16 protein-coding genes are annotated in these 16,755 nt (G+C 68.9%); 13 read left to right on the plus strand and 3 right to left on the minus strand.

What is annotated here, in order from left to right; genetic code table 11:
* Positions 1 to 11: 11 nt before the first annotated feature.
* Positions 12 to 2,012, plus strand: coding sequence for a vWA domain-containing protein (locus LFT49_RS09785; protein WP_237430380.1), 2,001 nt, complete (start codon positions 12 to 14; stop codon positions 2,010 to 2,012).
* An 18-nt stretch (positions 2,013 to 2,030) separates the two neighbouring features.
* On the plus strand, positions 2,031 to 2,627 hold the full coding sequence (locus LFT49_RS09790) for a dihydrofolate reductase family protein (protein WP_237430381.1): 597 nt from the start codon (positions 2,031 to 2,033) through the stop codon (positions 2,625 to 2,627).
* A 16-nt stretch (positions 2,628 to 2,643) separates the two neighbouring features.
* On the opposite strand, the gene LFT49_RS09795 is transcribed toward LFT49_RS09790, so the two are convergent.
* Positions 2,644 to 3,939 carry a BNR-4 repeat-containing protein gene (locus tag LFT49_RS09795; RefSeq protein ID WP_237430382.1) on the minus strand — a complete coding sequence of 432 codons (1,296 nt, stop codon included), beginning with the start codon at positions 3,937 to 3,939 and terminating at the stop codon, positions 2,644 to 2,646.
* Positions 3,940 to 4,095: 156 nt separating this feature from the next.
* Between LFT49_RS09795 and LFT49_RS09800 the strand changes: the two genes are divergently transcribed.
* From LFT49_RS09800 to hrpB, 5 genes are all read left to right on the plus strand, one after another.
* Positions 4,096 to 5,034 carry a 5'-3' exonuclease gene (locus LFT49_RS09800; RefSeq protein WP_237430383.1) on the plus strand — a complete coding sequence of 313 codons (939 nt, stop codon included), beginning with the start codon at positions 4,096 to 4,098 and terminating at the stop codon, positions 5,032 to 5,034.
* Between the two features lie 211 nt (positions 5,035 to 5,245).
* Positions 5,246 to 5,761: a flavin reductase family protein gene (locus LFT49_RS09805; protein WP_236821918.1), complete on the plus strand. Its 516-nt coding sequence runs from the start codon at positions 5,246 to 5,248 to the stop codon at positions 5,759 to 5,761.
* A gap of 147 nt (positions 5,762 to 5,908) precedes the next feature.
* Positions 5,909 to 6,211, plus strand: coding sequence for a hypothetical protein (locus tag LFT49_RS09810; protein ID WP_236802551.1), 303 nt, complete (start codon positions 5,909 to 5,911; stop codon positions 6,209 to 6,211).
* On the plus strand, positions 6,201 to 6,818 hold the full coding sequence (locus LFT49_RS09815) for a hypothetical protein (protein WP_237430583.1): 618 nt from the start codon (positions 6,201 to 6,203) through the stop codon (positions 6,816 to 6,818). Before LFT49_RS09810 ends, LFT49_RS09815 begins: the two co-directional genes overlap by 11 nt.
* A gap of 41 nt (positions 6,819 to 6,859) precedes the next feature.
* Positions 6,860 to 9,484 (plus strand): ATP-dependent helicase HrpB, encoded by a 2,625-nt coding sequence (hrpB, locus tag LFT49_RS09820; protein ID WP_237430384.1) that lies wholly within the window; start codon positions 6,860 to 6,862, stop codon positions 9,482 to 9,484.
* A gap of 17 nt (positions 9,485 to 9,501) precedes the next feature.
* Here hrpB and LFT49_RS09825 read toward each other — a convergent pair whose 3' ends face one another.
* Positions 9,502 to 10,179, minus strand: coding sequence for an alpha/beta hydrolase family protein (locus LFT49_RS09825; RefSeq protein ID WP_237430385.1), 678 nt, complete (start codon positions 10,177 to 10,179; stop codon positions 9,502 to 9,504).
* Positions 10,180 to 10,247: 68 nt separating this feature from the next.
* On the opposite strand from LFT49_RS09825, the gene ligD reads away from it, so the two are divergent.
* Positions 10,248 to 11,270, plus strand: coding sequence for a non-homologous end-joining DNA ligase (ligD, locus tag LFT49_RS09830; RefSeq protein ID WP_237430386.1), 1,023 nt, complete (start codon positions 10,248 to 10,250; stop codon positions 11,268 to 11,270).
* 117 nt (positions 11,271 to 11,387) lie between these two features.
* On the opposite strand, the gene LFT49_RS09835 is transcribed toward ligD, so the two are convergent.
* Positions 11,388 to 12,008 (minus strand): L-threonylcarbamoyladenylate synthase, encoded by a 621-nt coding sequence (locus LFT49_RS09835; RefSeq protein WP_236821921.1) that lies wholly within the window; start codon positions 12,006 to 12,008, stop codon positions 11,388 to 11,390.
* Between the two features lie 106 nt (positions 12,009 to 12,114).
* Between LFT49_RS09835 and LFT49_RS09840 the strand changes: the two genes are divergently transcribed.
* The 5 genes from LFT49_RS09840 to LFT49_RS09860 all read left to right on the plus strand — a co-directional run bounded on the left by LFT49_RS09840 (position 12,115) and on the right by LFT49_RS09860 (position 16,654).
* Entirely contained in the window at positions 12,115 to 14,118 is a 2,004-nt protein-coding gene (locus LFT49_RS09840; protein WP_237430387.1) for a DUF4118 domain-containing protein, read from the plus strand.
* Entirely contained in the window at positions 14,115 to 14,834 is a 720-nt protein-coding gene (locus tag LFT49_RS09845; RefSeq protein WP_237430388.1) for a response regulator, read from the plus strand. Before LFT49_RS09840 ends, LFT49_RS09845 begins: the two co-directional genes overlap by 4 nt.
* Before the next feature lie 103 nt (positions 14,835 to 14,937).
* Positions 14,938 to 15,369: a VOC family protein gene (locus tag LFT49_RS09850; protein WP_237430389.1), complete on the plus strand. Its 432-nt coding sequence runs from the start codon at positions 14,938 to 14,940 to the stop codon at positions 15,367 to 15,369.
* Between the two features lie 74 nt (positions 15,370 to 15,443).
* Positions 15,444 to 16,130: a hypothetical protein gene (locus LFT49_RS09855; protein WP_236802570.1), complete on the plus strand. Its 687-nt coding sequence runs from the start codon at positions 15,444 to 15,446 to the stop codon at positions 16,128 to 16,130.
* 17 nt (positions 16,131 to 16,147) lie between these two features.
* Positions 16,148 to 16,654 carry an HAD domain-containing protein gene (locus LFT49_RS09860; protein WP_237430390.1) on the plus strand — a complete coding sequence of 169 codons (507 nt, stop codon included), beginning with the start codon at positions 16,148 to 16,150 and terminating at the stop codon, positions 16,652 to 16,654.
* Positions 16,655 to 16,755: the final 101 nt, after the last annotated feature.

Genomic DNA, 16,755 nt, shown 5'->3' on the forward strand with positions numbered 1-16,755 from the left:
CAGGAGGCACCATGGCTATCCATAAACGGTCCGCCAGGTACGGCCGGTACACGGGCGGCCCGGACCCGCTCGCCCCGCCGGTGGACCTGGCCGAGGCGCTCGACGCCGTCGCCGAGGACGTCATGGCAGGCTACTCGCCGCGCCACGCCCTGCAGGAGTTCCTGCGAAGGGGCGGCCGGAACCGCGACGGGCTGGACGACCTTGCCCGGCGCGTCCAGCAGCGGCGGCGCGACCTGCTTGGCCGGCACCGGCTGGACGGCACCCTGGACGAAGTGAAGAAACTCCTGGACACCGCCGTACTGGAAGAACGCAAGCAACTGGCCCGGGACGCCATGATGGACAACACCGACCGTGCCTTCCGGGAAATGCAGTTGCAGAACCTGCCGCCATCCACCGCCGCGGCCGTCAACGAGCTCGCATCCTACGACTGGCAGTCAAGTGCAGCCCGCGAGGCTTACGAACAGATCAAGGACCTGCTGGGCCGGGAAGTCCTGGAGCAGCGGTTCGCCGGGATGAAGCAGGCGCTGGAGAGCGCCACCGATGAAGACCGCGAGGCCGTAAGCGCGATGCTCCGGGACCTTAACGAGCTGCTGGGCAAACACCGGCGGGGCGAAGACACAGACTCGGACTTCCAGGAATTCATGGCCAAGCACGGCCAGTACTTTCCGGAGAACCCGCAGTCGGTTGAGGAACTGGTGGATGCCCTGGCACAGCGCGCCGCCGCGGCCCAGCGGCTCCTGCAGTCAATGTCCCCGGAGCAGCGTGATGAGCTGATGCGGCTGTCCGCCCAGGCCTTCGGCTCTCCCGAACTCATGGCCCAGCTCAACGTACTCGACGCCACCCTGCAGGCACTGCGGCCCGGGGAGGACTGGAACGGATCGGAACGCTTCGAAGGACAGGAAGGCCTGGGCCTGGGTGATGGCACCGGGGTGCTCCAGGACATCGCCGAACTCGACGAACTGTCCGAACAGCTGTCACAAAGCTACAACGGCTCCCGGCTGGACGACCTGGACCTGGATGCCCTTGCGCGCCAGCTCGGGGAGAGCGCCGCGGTAAGCGCAAGGACGCTTGCGGAGATTGAGCGGGCGATGCAGGACAGCGGCTATCTGCGGCGCGGAGCGGACGGCGACCTTCGGCTGTCCCCGCAGGCCATGCGCCGGCTTGGAAAGTCGCTGCTGCGTGACGCTGCCAGGCAGCTGTCCGGGCGGCAGGGCAGCCGGGACACCAGGATGGCAGGGGCTGCGGGCGAACAGACCGGGTCCAGCCGGCAGTGGGAGTTCGGCGACGCCGAGCCCTGGGACGTCACCCGCACCATGACCAACGCCATCCGGCGGACCATGGCCGACGGCGGTGACCCGGCCCGCGGACTGCGCCTCGCCGTGGACGACATCGAAGTAGCGGAGACGGAAGCCCGGACCCAAGCCGCCGTTGCCCTGCTGGTGGACGTGTCCTTCTCCATGGCTGCCGAGGGGCGGTGGGTTCCCATGAAGCGGACGGCGCTCGCGCTGCACCACCTGGTGTCCACCCGTTTCCGGGGGGACCGGCTGCAGCTGATCACGTTCGGCCGCTACGCGCAGTCCATGGACATCGGAGAACTGACGGCTTTGCCGGCCCTGCGCGAACAGGGCACCAACCTGCACCACGGCCTGCTGCTGGCGGGCCGCTTCTTCCGCCAGCACCCGTCCATGCAGCCGGTCCTGCTGGTGGTTACCGACGGCGAACCCACCGCGCATCTGCTGCCCGACGGGGACTCCTGGTTCAACTGGCCGCCCGATGCGGAAACCATCCGGGCCACCATCGGGGAACTGGACCGGCTTGGCCGCATGGGGGCGCAGACCACCTTTTTCCGCTTGGGGAACGACCCCGGCCTGGAACGCTTCATCCAGCGGATGGCGCACCGTGTGGATGGCCGGGTGGTGGCCCCCGAGGTGGGCGATCTGGGCGCCGCAGTGGTGGGCGAGTACCTGCGCGCCCACGTCCGCAGCGCCTACGCCGACGGCGATTGGTTCTGACCGGCGGTGGGCCAGTTGATGGTGGACCTAATCGTCACCCTGGACGGCTGTGCCACTGGGGAGGGTTGGCCGGGCTGGTGGGGCCTGGAAGGGCCGGAATACCTGGCCTGGCTCAAGCAGGAGGCCCGTACGGAGCGGACCTATCTGATGGGGGCCAACACCTACCGCCTCATGTCCGGCATGTCGGAGGACGCAGCAGCCGGGGGTGAAGGGTTCTCCGAGGAGGAAGCCGCATCGCTGACGGGCCTCGCTCCCGTCCCCAAGGTGGTGTTTTCCTCCAGTTTAAAAACACCCCTCCGGTGGCCAAACTCCCAACTGGTGCCCGGGGACGCCGTTGAGGCCGTCAGGCAGATGAAACAGACCTCTGCGGGGCCTTTGAGTACCCTGGGCAGCCTCAGCCTTTGCCGGTCCCTGGTAGCAGCCGGCCTGGTGGACCGGTTTCGCCTGGTTGTCTTCCCCCTGATCACCGGGCGTACCGGAAGCGAATGGATCTATGAGGGCTACCCTGACGTTGCCCTGGAGATGGTGGACAGCAGGACCTTTGACGGGCGCCTCCAGCTGCTCGAGTACATCCCGCGCGTGATCGACACGCCGCAAGGGGCCGGGCAGGCGTAAAGCCCCCGGCGTCAGGTCACCGTGGAAGCACCACGACTTCGGTCCGGTAGGCCTGCGAGGAGCGCATGCTGCCGCGGAACCAGCAAACCGCATGCACGGCGGCGTCTCCGGGCGGCACCATCGGACGAAGGTTGTCCACGCAGGAGTTGGCTGTCACTGCCTCCCACTCCCACGTGGCGCCGCCGTCCCGGGTCCGGCCGGCGTAGAGCTCGTAATGTGCGGTGGCATCACCGGTCCGGGTATCGGCAGGAGCGGAGATGTACACCCGGTCCAGGTCGTAGGGGTCCACCGCACCCAGCCCGGTGTAGTCCTGTTCGTGGGGGAGCAGGGCCGGGCCGGCTGCTGCGAGATGGTGCAACTGCCAGCGCATCCCGTCGAAGCGGGCGTAGAGCAGGCGGTGGTCATCGACGTCGAGCGCCTGCTCCCGCCCAAGGGCGCCGTTGACGTCGTTCGCCCGGCAGCTGATGATGGCGGCTAGCTGGGAGCCCTGGCCGCGGACGTCGACGGTCCAGCCGTGGGTGAGGATGTCCCCGCCGAGTTCGGTGCCTGCCTGGAAAACCGTGGTGAGGGAGCTCTGGTTGATGCCGGCGGAGCCGAGCAGGGGCTTGGAAACCACCTGGCCCTGTCCATCGTGCAGCGCGTTGTCCCGGATGAAGCCGTGATAAATACTGTTGTTGAAGTCGCGGGGGTGGTGGTCCGTGGTGATGAGGTCGATACGGTCGGTGCCGTTGCCGACATAGCGGGTGTAGCCGTTGACGTAGCCGATTTTAGGCCGGGTAAAGAGCTTGCCACCGTAACTCCAGCTGCTGCCGTCGTCCTCCGAGACCATCATGGTGGGGTCGTCGTTGATGGCCCGGACAAAGTTGTATACCCGGGATTCCGCGTCCAGTCGGTGCAGGTTGGAGTAGGTGGCGCCGCGGCCGGCCGCCAGTTCCGTCCAGTCGAAGCATTCTTCCGGGCCCCATTCAGAGGCGTCGTGGGGTCGCGTGGAGATTCGCCAGCGGGAAAAGTTGTCTGTCTTGTGCTTCGCGTACATGGCCAGGTACCGGCCGTCCGGCCTGATCAGCAGCGCGGGCGCATTGTGGTCATCGGCCTCCAACCTCTGGTGCAGGACGTGCACCGTGCTCTGGCCGGTGGCCAGGTCCAGGACGGCAATTTCGATGTTGCCGCCCCGGCTTTCGCCGCCTGGGCCGTCGGGGGCAGCCACGGAACCCACCAGCAGGGTGTTGGTAACGGGATCGACCACGGCCCGCTCGTCCTGGAACCAGCACCATGCGCCGTTGTCGTTGATTGTGATCGGATCCGCGGGCATGGCACTCCTGGTTCGAGTAGGAAAGCGTATTCCGATATCCTCGCCCATGCCTCTTCCGTGGTCAATGCCCATGAACCGGGCGGTCATCCCTGGGTGGCCTTCAGGCACAGGACCCGCCTGCTGCCGTACGGAGCCGTTCCGTGTCAGGATCAAGGTATGCCCCAGCGACTCATGCTGCTCGACACTGCCTCCCTCTACTTCCGTGCCTTCTACGGCCTCCCGGACACCATCCGCCATCCGGACGGTACGCCGGTCAACGCCGTCCGCGGACTGCTGGACATGATCGCCCGGCTCACCATCGACTACCAGGCCACCCATCTTGTGGCTTGCTGGGACGATGACTGGCGGCCCCAATGGCGGGTGGACCTGCTTCCGACCTACAAGGCCCACCGGGTGGCCCGGGCGGTACCGGATGGCACGGACGTTGAGGTGGTCCCGGAGGGGCTCGAAGCGCAGTTGCCCATGATCCGCAGGGTGCTGGAGCTGGCCGGCATCGCGATCGTCGGTGCGGCTCACCATGAAGCCGACGACGTCGTGGGGACCTATGCGAGCCAGTCTGCCTTTCCGGTGGACGTCGTCACGGGCGACCGTGACCTTTTCCAGGTCTGCGATGACGAGCGCGGCGTCCGGGTGATCTACACCGCCCGCGGCATGAAGAACCTCGAAGTCATCACGGAAGAAAGCGTGGTGGCCAAGTACAAGGTCCTGCCGCAGCAGTACGCCGATTATGCAACCTTGCGCGGGGATGCCTCCGACGGACTGACCGGCGTGGCGGGAATCGGTGAGAAGACGGCTTCGTCCCTGCTGCTCAAGCACGGCACCCTGGAACGCCTGCTGGCAGCGGCGGAAGAGCCCGACGGCGGGGTATCCGGTCCTGTCCAGGCCAAGCTGGCTGCCGCCGCCGCGTACCTTGAAGCAGCCCCCGCCGTCGTCCGCCTGGTGCGGGACCTGGAACTTCCCACCCTTGACGAAGCCGGCGCCCTGCTGCAACCCGTGAGCGGCGAGCGGCGCGCCGAACTCGAGCGGCTTGCCACCGATTGGAACCTGGGCGGATCGGTCCGGCGGCTGCTGGCCGCGCTGGACCAGCGCGGCTAGCCCGGCGCGGAGGACGCGAACAGCGCGACTAAAACCGTCATGTGTTGCGTCATCCAGGGACACGGCAGGATCCGGGTGGACCAGTGCGGATGACGCCGGATGTACGGGCGTGACGCTGGATTGCGGTCCGAGTCCGCGCGTTTCAGGCCGCTTGAACAGGCCTGGTCGGGGTGGTTTGGTGAGGTAACGATCCAGATGAGAGGCCATTTCCATGACAGTCACTTCAGATCTTGCCCCGCGCCGCCTGCGCGATATTTTCGGAACATTCGCCAGTGGCCTGACCGTAATTACCAGTTCCACTCCGGACGGGCCCGCCGGTTTTACCTGCCAGTCCTTCGCATCCCTGTCGTTGGATCCTGCCCTAATCACGTTCAGCCCGGCGCGCACCTCAACCACGTGGCCGGTGCTGCGGAAGGCCGGTTCCTTCACCGTCAATATCCTCCCGGCAGAACACCAGCACCTCGCGGGGCAGTTCGCCCGCTCGGGAGCAGATAAGTTTGCCGGCGTCAGCCACACTTCCTCGCCGCTGGGAAATCCCGTGCTCGATGATGCGCTCGCATGGATCGACTGCGAGCTCCACGCAGAGTACGACGGCGGCGACCACACCATCGTGGTGGCCGCGGTGCGGCACCTCCACGCGCGGCACGACGCCGAACCGCTGCTCTTCTACAAGGGCCGGTACGCCGGCCTTGCGCCGGCGGAGAGCCTGCTCGAAGCGGCGGGCTGACCGGGCCTGCCCATCGATGGGCGTAAGGCTTCCGCTCCGCGCGCGGGAACGCCGGCCTTCCGTACTCTTGCTTCAGGCCCATCAGGTAGTAAGCTTACTGAGCATTACTAGTAAGCTTGCTGATTAAATGGGATGGGAGCAGGAGCCATGGGCGCAATTTTCGGTACGGCCCTGTCACTGATGCTGACCGTTGGCGGGGCGGCGGTTGCCGCGGAGGGTGGCCCGGGAGCTGCCCAGCACTATCTTGCGGGCCATGTGCTCCTCGGAGTGGGCATCGGCCTGTTGATCGCCACTATCCTGCGGACGGCTGTCCGGATTCTCCTGGCCCGGCGTACTGCCCCCGCAGACAAGACCACGGCCGCGGCCGCCGGGGCCGAACCGGCCACCGTCACCGTGCTGCCTGTTCGCTCCACCGCTCCCATGCCGATGCGGGGCCGGCATGCCGCGTGAGGGGGAACCGGCCACGGCACCCGGACACACCGCTGAGGCAGCCGGGGCAAACCCTGCGCCAGCGCGCCGCCGGAGGCTCCGTGGCCTGATCGCCCTGTGCTGCACCCTGGTTGCCGCGGCGTTGGTGGTTGGCGCGGCAGGCATCCGCTCTGCGGACGCCGACGAAAACGTCCTCCGGGGCTTCCAGATCCGCGTACTGAGCATCAGCCAGGCGGCCGCGGAGAACAGGATGGACGGAGCACTGGCCGCCCTGCAGGCACTCGAGAAAGACCTGGGTGACGCGGCAGCAGCGGGCCGCCTCTCCGCCGCACGCTACCGCGGCATCGAGACCGCGCTCTCGGCAGTAAAGTCGGACCTCGCCACGAAAGTGGCGGCCGCCGCAGCACCTCCCGCGCCGGAACCCAGTGCAGCCGCTCCTGCTCCCTCCGACAGCGCCCCCCTTGCCGACACGGACCAAAGTGAACCCGTCCCCGCTCCCGTGGAACCGGCGGTGCCTGCCGTTGCTCCCGCCCCTGCACCGGCCGCGGATGTTCCCGGCGACCAGCGGTCGGACACTGCCAAAGAAGCCAAGGACAAGAACAAGGGCAAGGGGCAAGGAAAGCCCTGACCCCAACGGTGGGGTGCCACACGGCAGGGCAGAATAGACGGATGACTCCCCTTGAGGGCCCTCTGCCCGCCGACGACTTCGACCTTGCGGCCATCGGCGCCGGGCTTGCCTTCGAAGGTTCCCTGTCCGCATTGCGCAGCGTACTGGAAAGCGGCAGCTCACCCGGCGCAGCTGTGGTGCAGGCGCCGCCCGGAACAGGAAAGACCACGCTCGTCCCGCCGCTGCTGGCGAATCTGTACGGCCGGCGCGGGCGCGTCGTCGTCACCCAGCCGCGCCGTGTTGCCGCCCGGGCCGCTGCCCGGCGGCTCTCCGTCCTGGACGGAAGGGGGCGGGGGGAAGGCCGCGTCGGCTACACCGTCCGCGGGGAACGCCAGGCAGGCCCCGGCACCCGGGTCGAATTTGTCACCCCGGGCATCCTGCTCCACCGCCTGCTGGCCGATCCCGGGCTTGACGGGACCGCCGCCGTCGTCCTGGACGAGGTGCACGAACGTGGGCTGGAAACCGACCTATTGGTGGGCATGCTCGCGGAGGTCCGTGCGCTCAGGGGCGACCTCGCCGTCGTCGCCATGTCTGCAACGCTGGACGCGCCGAGGTTCGCCGGCCTGCTGGGGGATTCCGACGGCGGCGTGCCGGCACCCGTGGTCGACTGTCCTTCCGTGAACCATCCGTTGGAGGTCCAGTGGGTCCCGGCGCCAGGGGCGCGGCTGGACGCCAGGGGGGTGAGCCGTTCCTTCCTGGACCATGTGGCCGCGGCAGCGGCGGACGCCCACGCCCGCGCCACCGCCGCCTGCCAGTCAGTGGACGCCCTCGTGTTCCTCCCTGGCGCCCGGGAGGTCTCCCACGTTGCAGCTGCGCTGCGTACCCGCACTGGCCGCAGCGTGGACGTCCTCGAACTCCACGGCCAGGTGGGCGCGGCGGAGCAGGACAGGGCGGTGTCGGGGCGCGGTCCGGGTGACCCGCCGCGGATCATCGTCTCCACCGATCTTGCCGAGTCTTCGCTGACGGTGCCCGGCGTCCGGCTGGTCATCGACTCCGGGCTCGCGCGCGAGCCGCGGCGGGACTCCGGCCGGGGCATGAGCGGGCTGGTGACGGTCTCCTGCTCCCGCGCATCCGCCGACCAGCGTGCCGGCCGCGCCGCGCGGCAAGGGCCGGGAACGGTGGTCCGCTGCTATTCGCAGCAGGCATACGGGGCAGCCCCCGCCCACGTGACGCCGGAAATCAACGTGGCCGACCTGACAAGTGCCGCCCTCACCCTGGCCTGCTGGGGTGCCCCGGGCGGAAGGGGGCTCGCCCTTCCGGATGCACCCCCGCGGCTGGCCATGGAGGACGCCGTCGAGGTGCTCCGCGAGCTGGGCGCCGTGTCCGACGACGGCCAGGTGACGAAGGCGGGGCGCACCCTTGCCGGGATACCCGCCGATCCCCGGTTGGCCCGGGCATTGCTCGACGGCGGCGCCTCCCATGGCCAGCAGCTCGCCGCCGAGGTGGTGGCGGCGCTCTCCGGGGACGACCGTGCCCCCGGAGCCGACCTGCCCCGCCTCCTCGCCCAGCTCCGTGCCGACCCGGGCCCCGCGGGCCGCCGCTGGACGGAGGAGGCCAAGCGCCTGGCTGGCCTGGCCCGGCGGCAAAAAACCGCTGCCGTGGAAGGCCCTGCCATACCTGCCACCGGCGGCGAAGCTGTAGGGGCCGTGGTCGCCCTCGCCTTTCCGGACCGGGTGGCCCGCCGCGTTCCCGCCAGCGGGGGCGCCGGGCAGTACCTACTTACATCCGGTACCAGGGCCGGCCTGCCCGTTGGCAGCAGCCTGTCGGGGGAGGAATGGGTGGCCGTGGCGGAAGTGTCCCGGACGGAGGGCCGGGACGCTGCCGGCACCGGCGCCGTGATCCGCGCGGCTGCACCCCTTTCGGCGGCGATGGCCGAAAGCGCCGCGGCGAACCTGCTGGCCGAGACGGTGGACACCGAATTCCGTGGCGGCCGGGTGAGTGCGCGGAGGACCAGGCGGCTCGGGGCCATCGTGCTGTCCGCCACGCCGGTCCGCCCCACGGCAGAGCAGGGCAGGAGGGCCGTGGCGGCGGCGCTCCAGACCGGGGGGCTCTCGACGCTGGCATGGTCAGCGTCGGCGTCCGCACTGAGGCGCAGGCTCGCCTTCCTGCATCGCGGGCTGGGAGCGCCCTGGCCCGATATGTCGGACAGTGCACTGCTGTCGCGGCTGGAAGACTGGCTGGGGCCGGAGCTGGAAGAGCTCGCCGCCGGCAAGCCGGTGGGTTCCCTCGACCTGGCCCAGCCCCTGCGCCGCCTGCTGCCGTGGCCCGAAGCCGCCGGGCTGGACGAGCTCGCCCCGGAAGGACTTGACGTGCCCAGCGGCGCCAAAGTCCGGATTGACTACCCGGAGCCCGGTGACGGCGCGGCTGCCCCGGTGGTGGCGGTGAAACTGCAGGAGTGCTTCGGCCTGGCCGAATCCCCGAGGCTGCTGGGAGGCAGGGTGCCGGTGCTGTTCCACCTGCTTTCGCCGGCCCGCCGCCCCCTCGCCGTCACCGATGACCTCACCTCATTCTGGTCGGGACCGTACAGCCAGGTACGTGCGGAAATGCGGGGCCGCTACCCCAAGCACCCGTGGCCGGAAGACCCCTGGTCCGCCCCGGCCACGGCACGGACCAAGCAGCGCAGGTAGTGGCTGGCCGAGGACCCTTAGGAGTGCGCTGCAATGAAGTCGGCGACCGGGGCGGCCAAGGACGCCCCCACCTTGTCGGCGGGGCGCTTCTTGCCCGCCACCGCGAACGAGTGGTCACCGCCTTCAACCCACTGCAGGACGGCACTGGGCCCGATCCGGGACACGACGTCCGACAGGATGTCGGCGGTGGCAAAGGTGTCCCGGGTCCCCTGCAGGAACAGCATGGGCGTGGTAAGCCCGTACAGGTGTTCGTCCCGGAGCTTGTCCGGTTTCCCCGGAGCGTGCAGGGGGTAGCCCAGGTACACCAGGCCTGCGGCGTTCATCCCCTCGGCCACGGCCATGGAGGCCATTCGTCCGCCGAACGACTTGCCGGCAGCCCACACCGGGCCGCGGTCCGCATGCGCTTCAGCCTGTGACCGGGCCGCAGCCATCGCGGCCCGCCAGGCGGCAATCGCCGCGGGAGGGCGGTCGGGAAACTTCCGCCCTGCCTCCCGGTGAGGGAAGTTGAAGCGCAGGGTGGCCAGGCCCAGGCGGTTGAGGGCATCACTGAAGCCGCGGAGGAACGGGTGCTCCATGCCCGCGCCTGCGCCGTGTGCCACCACCACGGTTGCGGTGGGCTCCGCGGGGCGGGCATAGACGGCGGAAAAGGTGGCGTCACCTGCGGTGATGGTGAGCTGCTGTTCGGAAGCTGGCATGGGTCCATCATGCCGGAGCCCTGCCGGATGTGCCGGTCCCGGCCTGCGCCGGGGTGTACGTTGTCCCCATGGCGAGTGAACAGACCACCATCACAGTGCAGGGTCCCCACGGTCCGCGGGAGATGCGGATTTCCAGTCCCAGCCGGGTCCTGTGGCCGGACCTGGGCCTCACCAAGCTGGACCTGGTGAACTACATCTGCGATGTGGGGGAGGCGTTCATCGCCGCCAACGGGGACCGGCCGGTGGCCCTGCAAAGATTTTCCGGCAACATCGACGGTGAACAGTTCTTCTCCAAGAACCCGCCCAAGGGAACGCCGGACTTCATCCGCTCAGTCAAAGTGGTCTACCCCAGTGCCCGGTCCCACCCGCAGCTGGTGTTCGATGAGCCCGCGGCCGCCGTCTGGGCCGTCCAGATGAACACGGTGGTGTTCCACCCCTGGCCTTCGCGCGCAGAAAACACCGACAACCCGGACCAGCTGCGCATCGACCTCGACCCGCAGCCCGGCACCGACTTCGATGACGCCGTCCCCGCCGCCCTGGTGCTGAAGGAGGTCCTCGCCGAGGCCGGGCTGACCTGCTTCATCAAGACTTCCGGAAACCGCGGACTCCACGTCTATGCGCCCATCGAACCCACCCGCGAATTCCTGGACGTCAGGCATGCAGTCATCGCCGCTGCCCGGGAAGTGGAGCGGCGCATCCCGGACAAAGTGACCACTGCCTGGTGGAAGGAAGAACGGGGCCGGCGCGTGTTCCTGGACTTCAACCAGGCCAACCGCGACCGCACCATCGCCGGCGCCTACAGCCCGCGGGCGCTTCCGCACGCCCCAGTCTCATGCCCCATTACATGGGACGAACTGGAGCACGCCGATCCGAAAAACTTCACCATCCTCACCGTCCCCGGACGGCTGAAGGCGGTGGGCGATCCCTGGGCGGATTTCAGTGCAAGCCCCGGCACCATCGATACTCTGCTGGAGTGGTGGGACCGCGACTGCAAGGCCGGCCTGGGCGAGATGCCCTTTCCGCCGGACTACCCCAAGATGCCGGGGGAACCGCCGCGGGTCCAGCCCAGCAGGGCACGCAAGCAGGACTAAGCCGCCCTCCCGTAACGGGGCACGTTGACACGGACCCGCCGGCCGCCGTTGTAACTTACGACGGCGGCCGGCGGCAAAGTGCCCCGCGACGGCTCACTGCGGATACCCCTGTGTGGGTTATTCGAACCTGGACGGATCGCCCATGCCGCGCCGGACAATCTCGGCGACCCCGCTGGAGAAGTCCACCACGGTGGTGGGCTCGGCGCCGCAGTCCCCGGCGTCGATGACGGCATCCACCTGGTGGTCCAGCCGCTCCTTGATCTCCCAGCCCACGGTCAGCGGTTCCTCCTCATCCGGCAGCAGCAGTGTGCTGGAGAGCAGCGGTTCGCCCAGTTCGGCCAGCAGCGCCTGCACCACGCGGTTGTCCGGGATACGCACGCCCACGGTCTTCTTCTTGGGATGGAGCAGGCGCTTGGGAACTTCCCTGGTGGCGGGCAGGATGAACGTGTAGCTGCCGGGGGTGACGGCCTTGATGCTCCGGAACACGTCATTACTGATGTTCACGAACTGCCCCAGCTGGGCGAAGTCCCGGCAGACCAGCGTGAAGTGGTGCTTGTCATCCAGGTGCCGGATGCTCCTGATCCGGTCCAGGGCCTCGCGGTTGCCCATCTGCGCGCCCAGCGCGTAGCAGGAGTCGGTGGGGTAGGCGATCAGGCCGCCGTCGCGGATGATCTTCACCGCCTGCGCAATGGCGCGGGGCTGGGGGTCGTGGGGGTGGACATCAAAGAATCGGGCCATGCCCCGAGCCTACGTTCCCGCGGGCCGCACCGCACCCCTCCTCCGCCGCCGGCCGGCGCGGCGGAGGAGGGCACCTGCCCTGCCCATTGGTGGGAGAATGTGCCTCATGGCTAGGGAACGCATCGTCATCGGCCTTAACGGCAGCGGCGAGGGAGACCTCCTGGTGCGCCGCGCCGCGAAGCTCCTGGAGCGGGCGGGCGAAGGTGACGTCCTTGCCGTCCACGTCCGGACCCCGTCCGGCGCGCAGGGCGAGTCGCCGCATGCGCTGGAGGCCCAGCGGCAGCTCGTCGCAGGGCTCGGCGGCAGCTATCACGCGCTTTCGTCCGGCGACGTCGCCGGGGCCCTGCTCGACTATGCCCGCGCGCACGATGCCACGCACATCCTGGTAGGGCAGAGCCGCCGCAGGTTTGCCGTCCTGTCCGGCGGCAGCGTGGAAGCGAAGGTGGTGCGCGGTGCCGGGGACATCGATGTCCAGGTGGTGCCCCGGCCGGCGGTGTCCCGGCCATCCCTGTCCAGGGGCGCCGGGCAGCGGACCGCATTGGGGCGCCGCAGGGTGATGATCGGGTTTGCGCTCGCCGCCGCGCTTCCGGCCGGGCTGCAACTGCTGCTGGCAGTCTTTGACCACAGCGTGGCCACGGCGGCACTGCTGCAGCTGGCCGGCGCGGTGGCCGTCGCCCTGGTGGGGGGCCTCTGGCCCGCGATTGCGGGAGCATTATGGAGCAGCGTGCTGGTCAACTACTTTTCCACGCCGCCGCTGCGGGATCTTGCCATCCACGACCCTCAGGACGTCCTGTCGCTGGCCGTGTTCGCCGGGGTTGCCGTAGCGGTGGCAGGGGTGGTGGACCGGTCTGCCCGGCGGTCCAAGGAGGCTGCCACGGCACGGGCCGAAGCAGCCACCCTGGCCGATCTGGCCCTCGCGGCGTCCCGGGACGAGGACAACCTGAAGGGGCTTTTGGCTGAAGCGGTGAACGTTTTCGGCGCCACCGGCGCCGCTGTCCTGGCCCGGCCCAGCGCCGGACCCGGTACCGGTGAGCACGCGTCCGCCGGGGGCAGTGACGCGCCGGGCAGGGCAGTGAAGGACGACGCCGGATCGGACGTTGGGCTGGGCGGCTGGCAGGTGGTTGCCGCAGCCGGGGATGCCGCGGACCGGCTGCGGGGGCCCCTGGCCGGGGTTCCCGGCACCGGAACTCCCGCTACCACCGTTGAGCAGGTGGATGAGGAAACCTCGCTGGTGCTGCTGGGGCGTGAGGTTCCACCGTCCGGGCGCAGGCTGCTGGCCGCTTTCGCGGTCCACGTCAAAGCACAGCTCGAGCGCCGCCAGCTGGCAGCCACCCGCACCGAAATGCTCCGCCTCGCGGAGGGAAACGCCATGCGCACTGCCATCCTCCGGGCAGTGTCCCACGACCTCCGTACGCCCCTGGCCGGCATCAAGCTGGCTGCCGGCGGGCTCCTGCAGCACGGCGTCGCCTACACCCCGGCGGAGCAGCATGACCTGTTGGAGACCATCGATGAGTGCACGGACAGGCTGGACCTGCTGGTGGCCAACCTCCTGGATATGTCGCGGATCACCGCGCAATCGGTGGAACCGCTGCTGGGCCCGGTCCGCTGGTCCGAGGCCGTTGAAGCTGCTTTACGGGGCCTGCCCCGGGGAGCGGTGAGGGTGGCGCTGCCGGCCAACATGCCCCCGGTGGATGCCGATGCCGGCTTGCTGGAGAGGGCGGTGGCCAACATCCTGGAAAACGCGCTGAAGTATGCCGCGGGCACGGCTGTGGTGGTGGCAGGCGGTGCCGGCGGCAGTGTCCTGGACGGTCATCCCTGTGGAGAGTTGCAGATCATTGACCACGGTCCCGGCGTTCCGGCCCGCAAAGTGGTGGAGATGTTCCGTCCGTTCCAGCGGCTCGACGACACATCCACGTCCACCGGGATCGGACTGGGACTCTCGGTGGCGCAGGGCTTCGTCCAGTCGATGAGGGGAACGCTCACCGCCAGGGAAACCCCGGGCGGCGGCCTGACCATGGTGATCCGCCTGCCCCTCTCTACCGGCATACCGGCCAGCGCCCCCGCCGGCGGCAGCCCCGGCATCCACACGGCTGCCGGGGTGCAGCCATGAGGGGGAACGACGGCGGCACCCCTGGCAGTGCCCGGCAGGCCAAGGCGAGGGTTCTGGTCATCGATGACGATCCGCACCTGTTGAAGGCCCTCCGCATCACGCTCGCCGCGCACGGCTACGCGGTGGACACGGCCGTGGACGGTGCTTCCGCGCTCGCGGCGGCCTCCCGGTCCGCGCCGGACGTGCTGGTCCTGGACCTGGGCCTGCCGGACATGGACGGGACCGAGGTCCTGAGGAACCTGCGCCGCTGGAGCGCCGTGCCCGTCCTGGTCCTGTCCGCCCGCCATGGATCCCCGGACAAGGTGGGCGCCCTTGATGCCGGCGCCGACGACTACATCACCAAGCCCTTTGGCCTCGATGAGCTGCTGGCGCGGCTGCGTGCGCTGCTGCGGAGGGTGCCGCAGGCCAAAACACACCCCTTGGTCAGCTCCGCCGGCTTTACCGTTGACCTCCTGGCCCGGCAGGTCCTGCGTTCCGGGCAGCCCGTGCGGCTCACCCCCACGGAGTGGAACATCCTGGAAATCCTGGTCCGCAACCCGTCGCGGCTCATCTCGCAGCAGCAGTTGCTGGCCGAAGTCTGGGGACCGTCCTACGGTAAGGAAGCCAACTACCTCCGCGTATACATGGCCCAGTTGAGGAGGAAGCTGGAGGACGATCCAGGCAATCCCCGGCACCTGCTGACCGAAGCGGGCGCGGGCTACCGCTTCGTGCCGTGAACATGGGAGTGTTTCCCTACCGGGCCGTCACAGCATGAGGCAGGATGGTGTCTGCCCCAGTTCCGGCCGATGCGGTTCCGGCCCCTTCCAAGGAGACCCTCCCATGCCAACAGTCCTCAATCCCTACCTGAGCTTCCGCGACAACGCCCGCGAGGCGATGAACTTCTACCAGTCCGTGTTCGGCGGCGAACTGACGCTCAGCACCTTTGGCGACTTCCAGGCCGGCGAAGACCCTGCGGAAGCGGAGAAGATCATGCATGCCATGCTGGCCACCACCCAGGGCCTGGTACTCATGGGCGCGGACACCCCCAACAGCATGCAATACCACCCTGGCTCCTCCATATCCATTTCCCTCAGCGGGGACGATGAGGTGGAGCTTCGCGGCTACTACCAGAAGCTCAGCGCCGACGGGGGAGCGGTGACAGTTCCCATGGAAAGGGCTCCGTGGGGAGATGTTTTTGGCATGTGCACCGACCGGTTCGGAGTGTCCTGGCTGGTCAACGTCAATGCCGCGCAGGTGACTCCGGCCCCCTGAGCTCCCTGTCCCGCCGGGTGGTGGATCTTCCCTTGCTTCTTGAGGCCGGGCCCGCGGGCTGGGAGGATTAACGGGTGAGCCCCCTCATGGAGTTTCTCTCCGACAAGTGGTGGATGGTATTTCCGCTGATGGCGTTCGCCGGTCGCTGGGCAAGCGGCTGGCGGCAGGCAGGCGAACGCCGGCACCGGCGCCGGGTTGAACTGTACAAGCTCAGGAACCAGGCGCTGGAAGCCGAAAGGGCCTCCGTGGGCGAGGTGCAGGCGCTGATGGCGACCCACGACGCGACCAATCGGCGGTGGCTCGACTATGAGCTGGACGTGGGCAAGCTGATCGATTTCCCGATGATGACGGACGTCCGCGAACCGCTCACGGTAGCCTTCCTTCGGGCCAAGCGGGAAGCGGACGGCCAGCGGCCCGCCTCAGCCGAAGACCTCCGGTCGGTGGCCGGCCTTGACGCGTACCGGCAGGCGGTCAACAACTTTGCGGTGGCGCTTGACGTGGCCGAGCGGGAAGCCCGGCGCGTCCGGGACAGCAAGTTCAGCGGGCCCGAACGCGAACGGCTGGCCACGGCACGCAAACTGCTGATGATCGCCGAGAACGACGCTGCCACCCCGGCCGAACGTCAAGCCGCCTACAAGCGGGCGCGTCATGAGCTGGACGGCCTCATCGTCCTGCCCGATGTCACGGTGGCGGCCCTCGAAGAGAAGATTGCGCCGGAACTGGATGCCGGGCCACGGCCGCCCCAGTTCCACCAGGGCTGAGCCCCTGCAGGTGCAGTGTGTGGCGCACGCTCTATTTGGACGTCGACGGGGTGGTCTGTCCGTTCGGCTCGGACGGCGTAACCGGCTGGGGCTCTGAATGGCGGCGCGCCGACGCCGGGCTTCTGCCGGTCGCCTTCGCTGCCGAACTCGTGACTGGGCTCAATACCCTGGCCCGGACGCCCTGGCTGCGGTGCGTCTGGCTCACCAGCTGGGAGGAACTGGCCCCGCAATACCTGTGTCCCGCCGTCGGACTTGCCGGCCGGAACTGGCCGTACCTCGCCGCGGACGGGGCGGCCGGCGGGACCGGCTGGTGGAAGCTCCGGGCCATCCAGGCAGATGTCGAAAAAACGGGCCCGGACGCCGTGGCCTGGGTGGACGACCAACTGGCCTTCGAGGCTGAAGCACAGCAGTGGGCCCGGATCCTTGGCCGCCGCATCCTGACCGTCTCGCCGCATCCCCGGCGCGGAATAACGCCTCCGGAACTGGACCGGCTCCGGTCTTTCCTGCTCCAACCCGTGTTTTGACCTCATGCCCGGGACGCGTACGATCGTTAGGGTTTCCCGCCGGTTGTGCCCGCGCCGCAAGTCATTCCACGCAAACAGCTGGTGAACTATGCTGTGCAAGG

The organism is Arthrobacter sp. FW306-06-A (genome assembly GCF_021870055.1).
In the GTDB taxonomy this organism is placed as follows: Bacteria; Actinomycetota; Actinomycetes; order Actinomycetales; family Micrococcaceae; genus Arthrobacter.

What these genes read in the sequence shown, in the direction of transcription:
- LFT49_RS09785 (WP_237430380.1), top strand. Translation starts at nt 12, where the DNA reads ATGGCTATCCATAAACGGTCCGCCAGGTACGGCCGGTACACGGGCGGC.
- LFT49_RS09790 (WP_237430381.1), top strand. Translation starts at nt 2,031, where the DNA reads ATGGTGGACCTAATCGTCACCCTGGACGGCTGTGCCACTGGGGAGGGT.
- LFT49_RS09795 (WP_237430382.1), bottom strand. Translation starts at nt 3,939, where the DNA reads ATGCCCGCGGATCCGATCACAATCAACGACAACGGCGCATGGTGCTGG.
- LFT49_RS09800 (WP_237430383.1), top strand. Translation starts at nt 4,096, where the DNA reads ATGCCCCAGCGACTCATGCTGCTCGACACTGCCTCCCTCTACTTCCGT.
- LFT49_RS09805 (WP_236821918.1), top strand. Translation starts at nt 5,246, where the DNA reads ATGACAGTCACTTCAGATCTTGCCCCGCGCCGCCTGCGCGATATTTTC.
- LFT49_RS09810 (WP_236802551.1), top strand. Translation starts at nt 5,909, where the DNA reads ATGGGCGCAATTTTCGGTACGGCCCTGTCACTGATGCTGACCGTTGGC.
- LFT49_RS09815 (WP_237430583.1), top strand. Translation starts at nt 6,201, where the DNA reads ATGCCGCGTGAGGGGGAACCGGCCACGGCACCCGGACACACCGCTGAG.
- hrpB (WP_237430384.1), top strand. Translation starts at nt 6,860, where the DNA reads ATGACTCCCCTTGAGGGCCCTCTGCCCGCCGACGACTTCGACCTTGCG.
- LFT49_RS09825 (WP_237430385.1), bottom strand. Translation starts at nt 10,179, where the DNA reads ATGCCAGCTTCCGAACAGCAGCTCACCATCACCGCAGGTGACGCCACC.
- ligD (WP_237430386.1), top strand. Translation starts at nt 10,248, where the DNA reads ATGGCGAGTGAACAGACCACCATCACAGTGCAGGGTCCCCACGGTCCG.
- LFT49_RS09835 (WP_236821921.1), bottom strand. Translation starts at nt 12,008, where the DNA reads ATGGCCCGATTCTTTGATGTCCACCCCCACGACCCCCAGCCCCGCGCC.
- LFT49_RS09840 (WP_237430387.1), top strand. Translation starts at nt 12,115, where the DNA reads ATGGCTAGGGAACGCATCGTCATCGGCCTTAACGGCAGCGGCGAGGGA.
- LFT49_RS09845 (WP_237430388.1), top strand. Translation starts at nt 14,115, where the DNA reads ATGAGGGGGAACGACGGCGGCACCCCTGGCAGTGCCCGGCAGGCCAAG.
- LFT49_RS09850 (WP_237430389.1), top strand. Translation starts at nt 14,938, where the DNA reads ATGCCAACAGTCCTCAATCCCTACCTGAGCTTCCGCGACAACGCCCGC.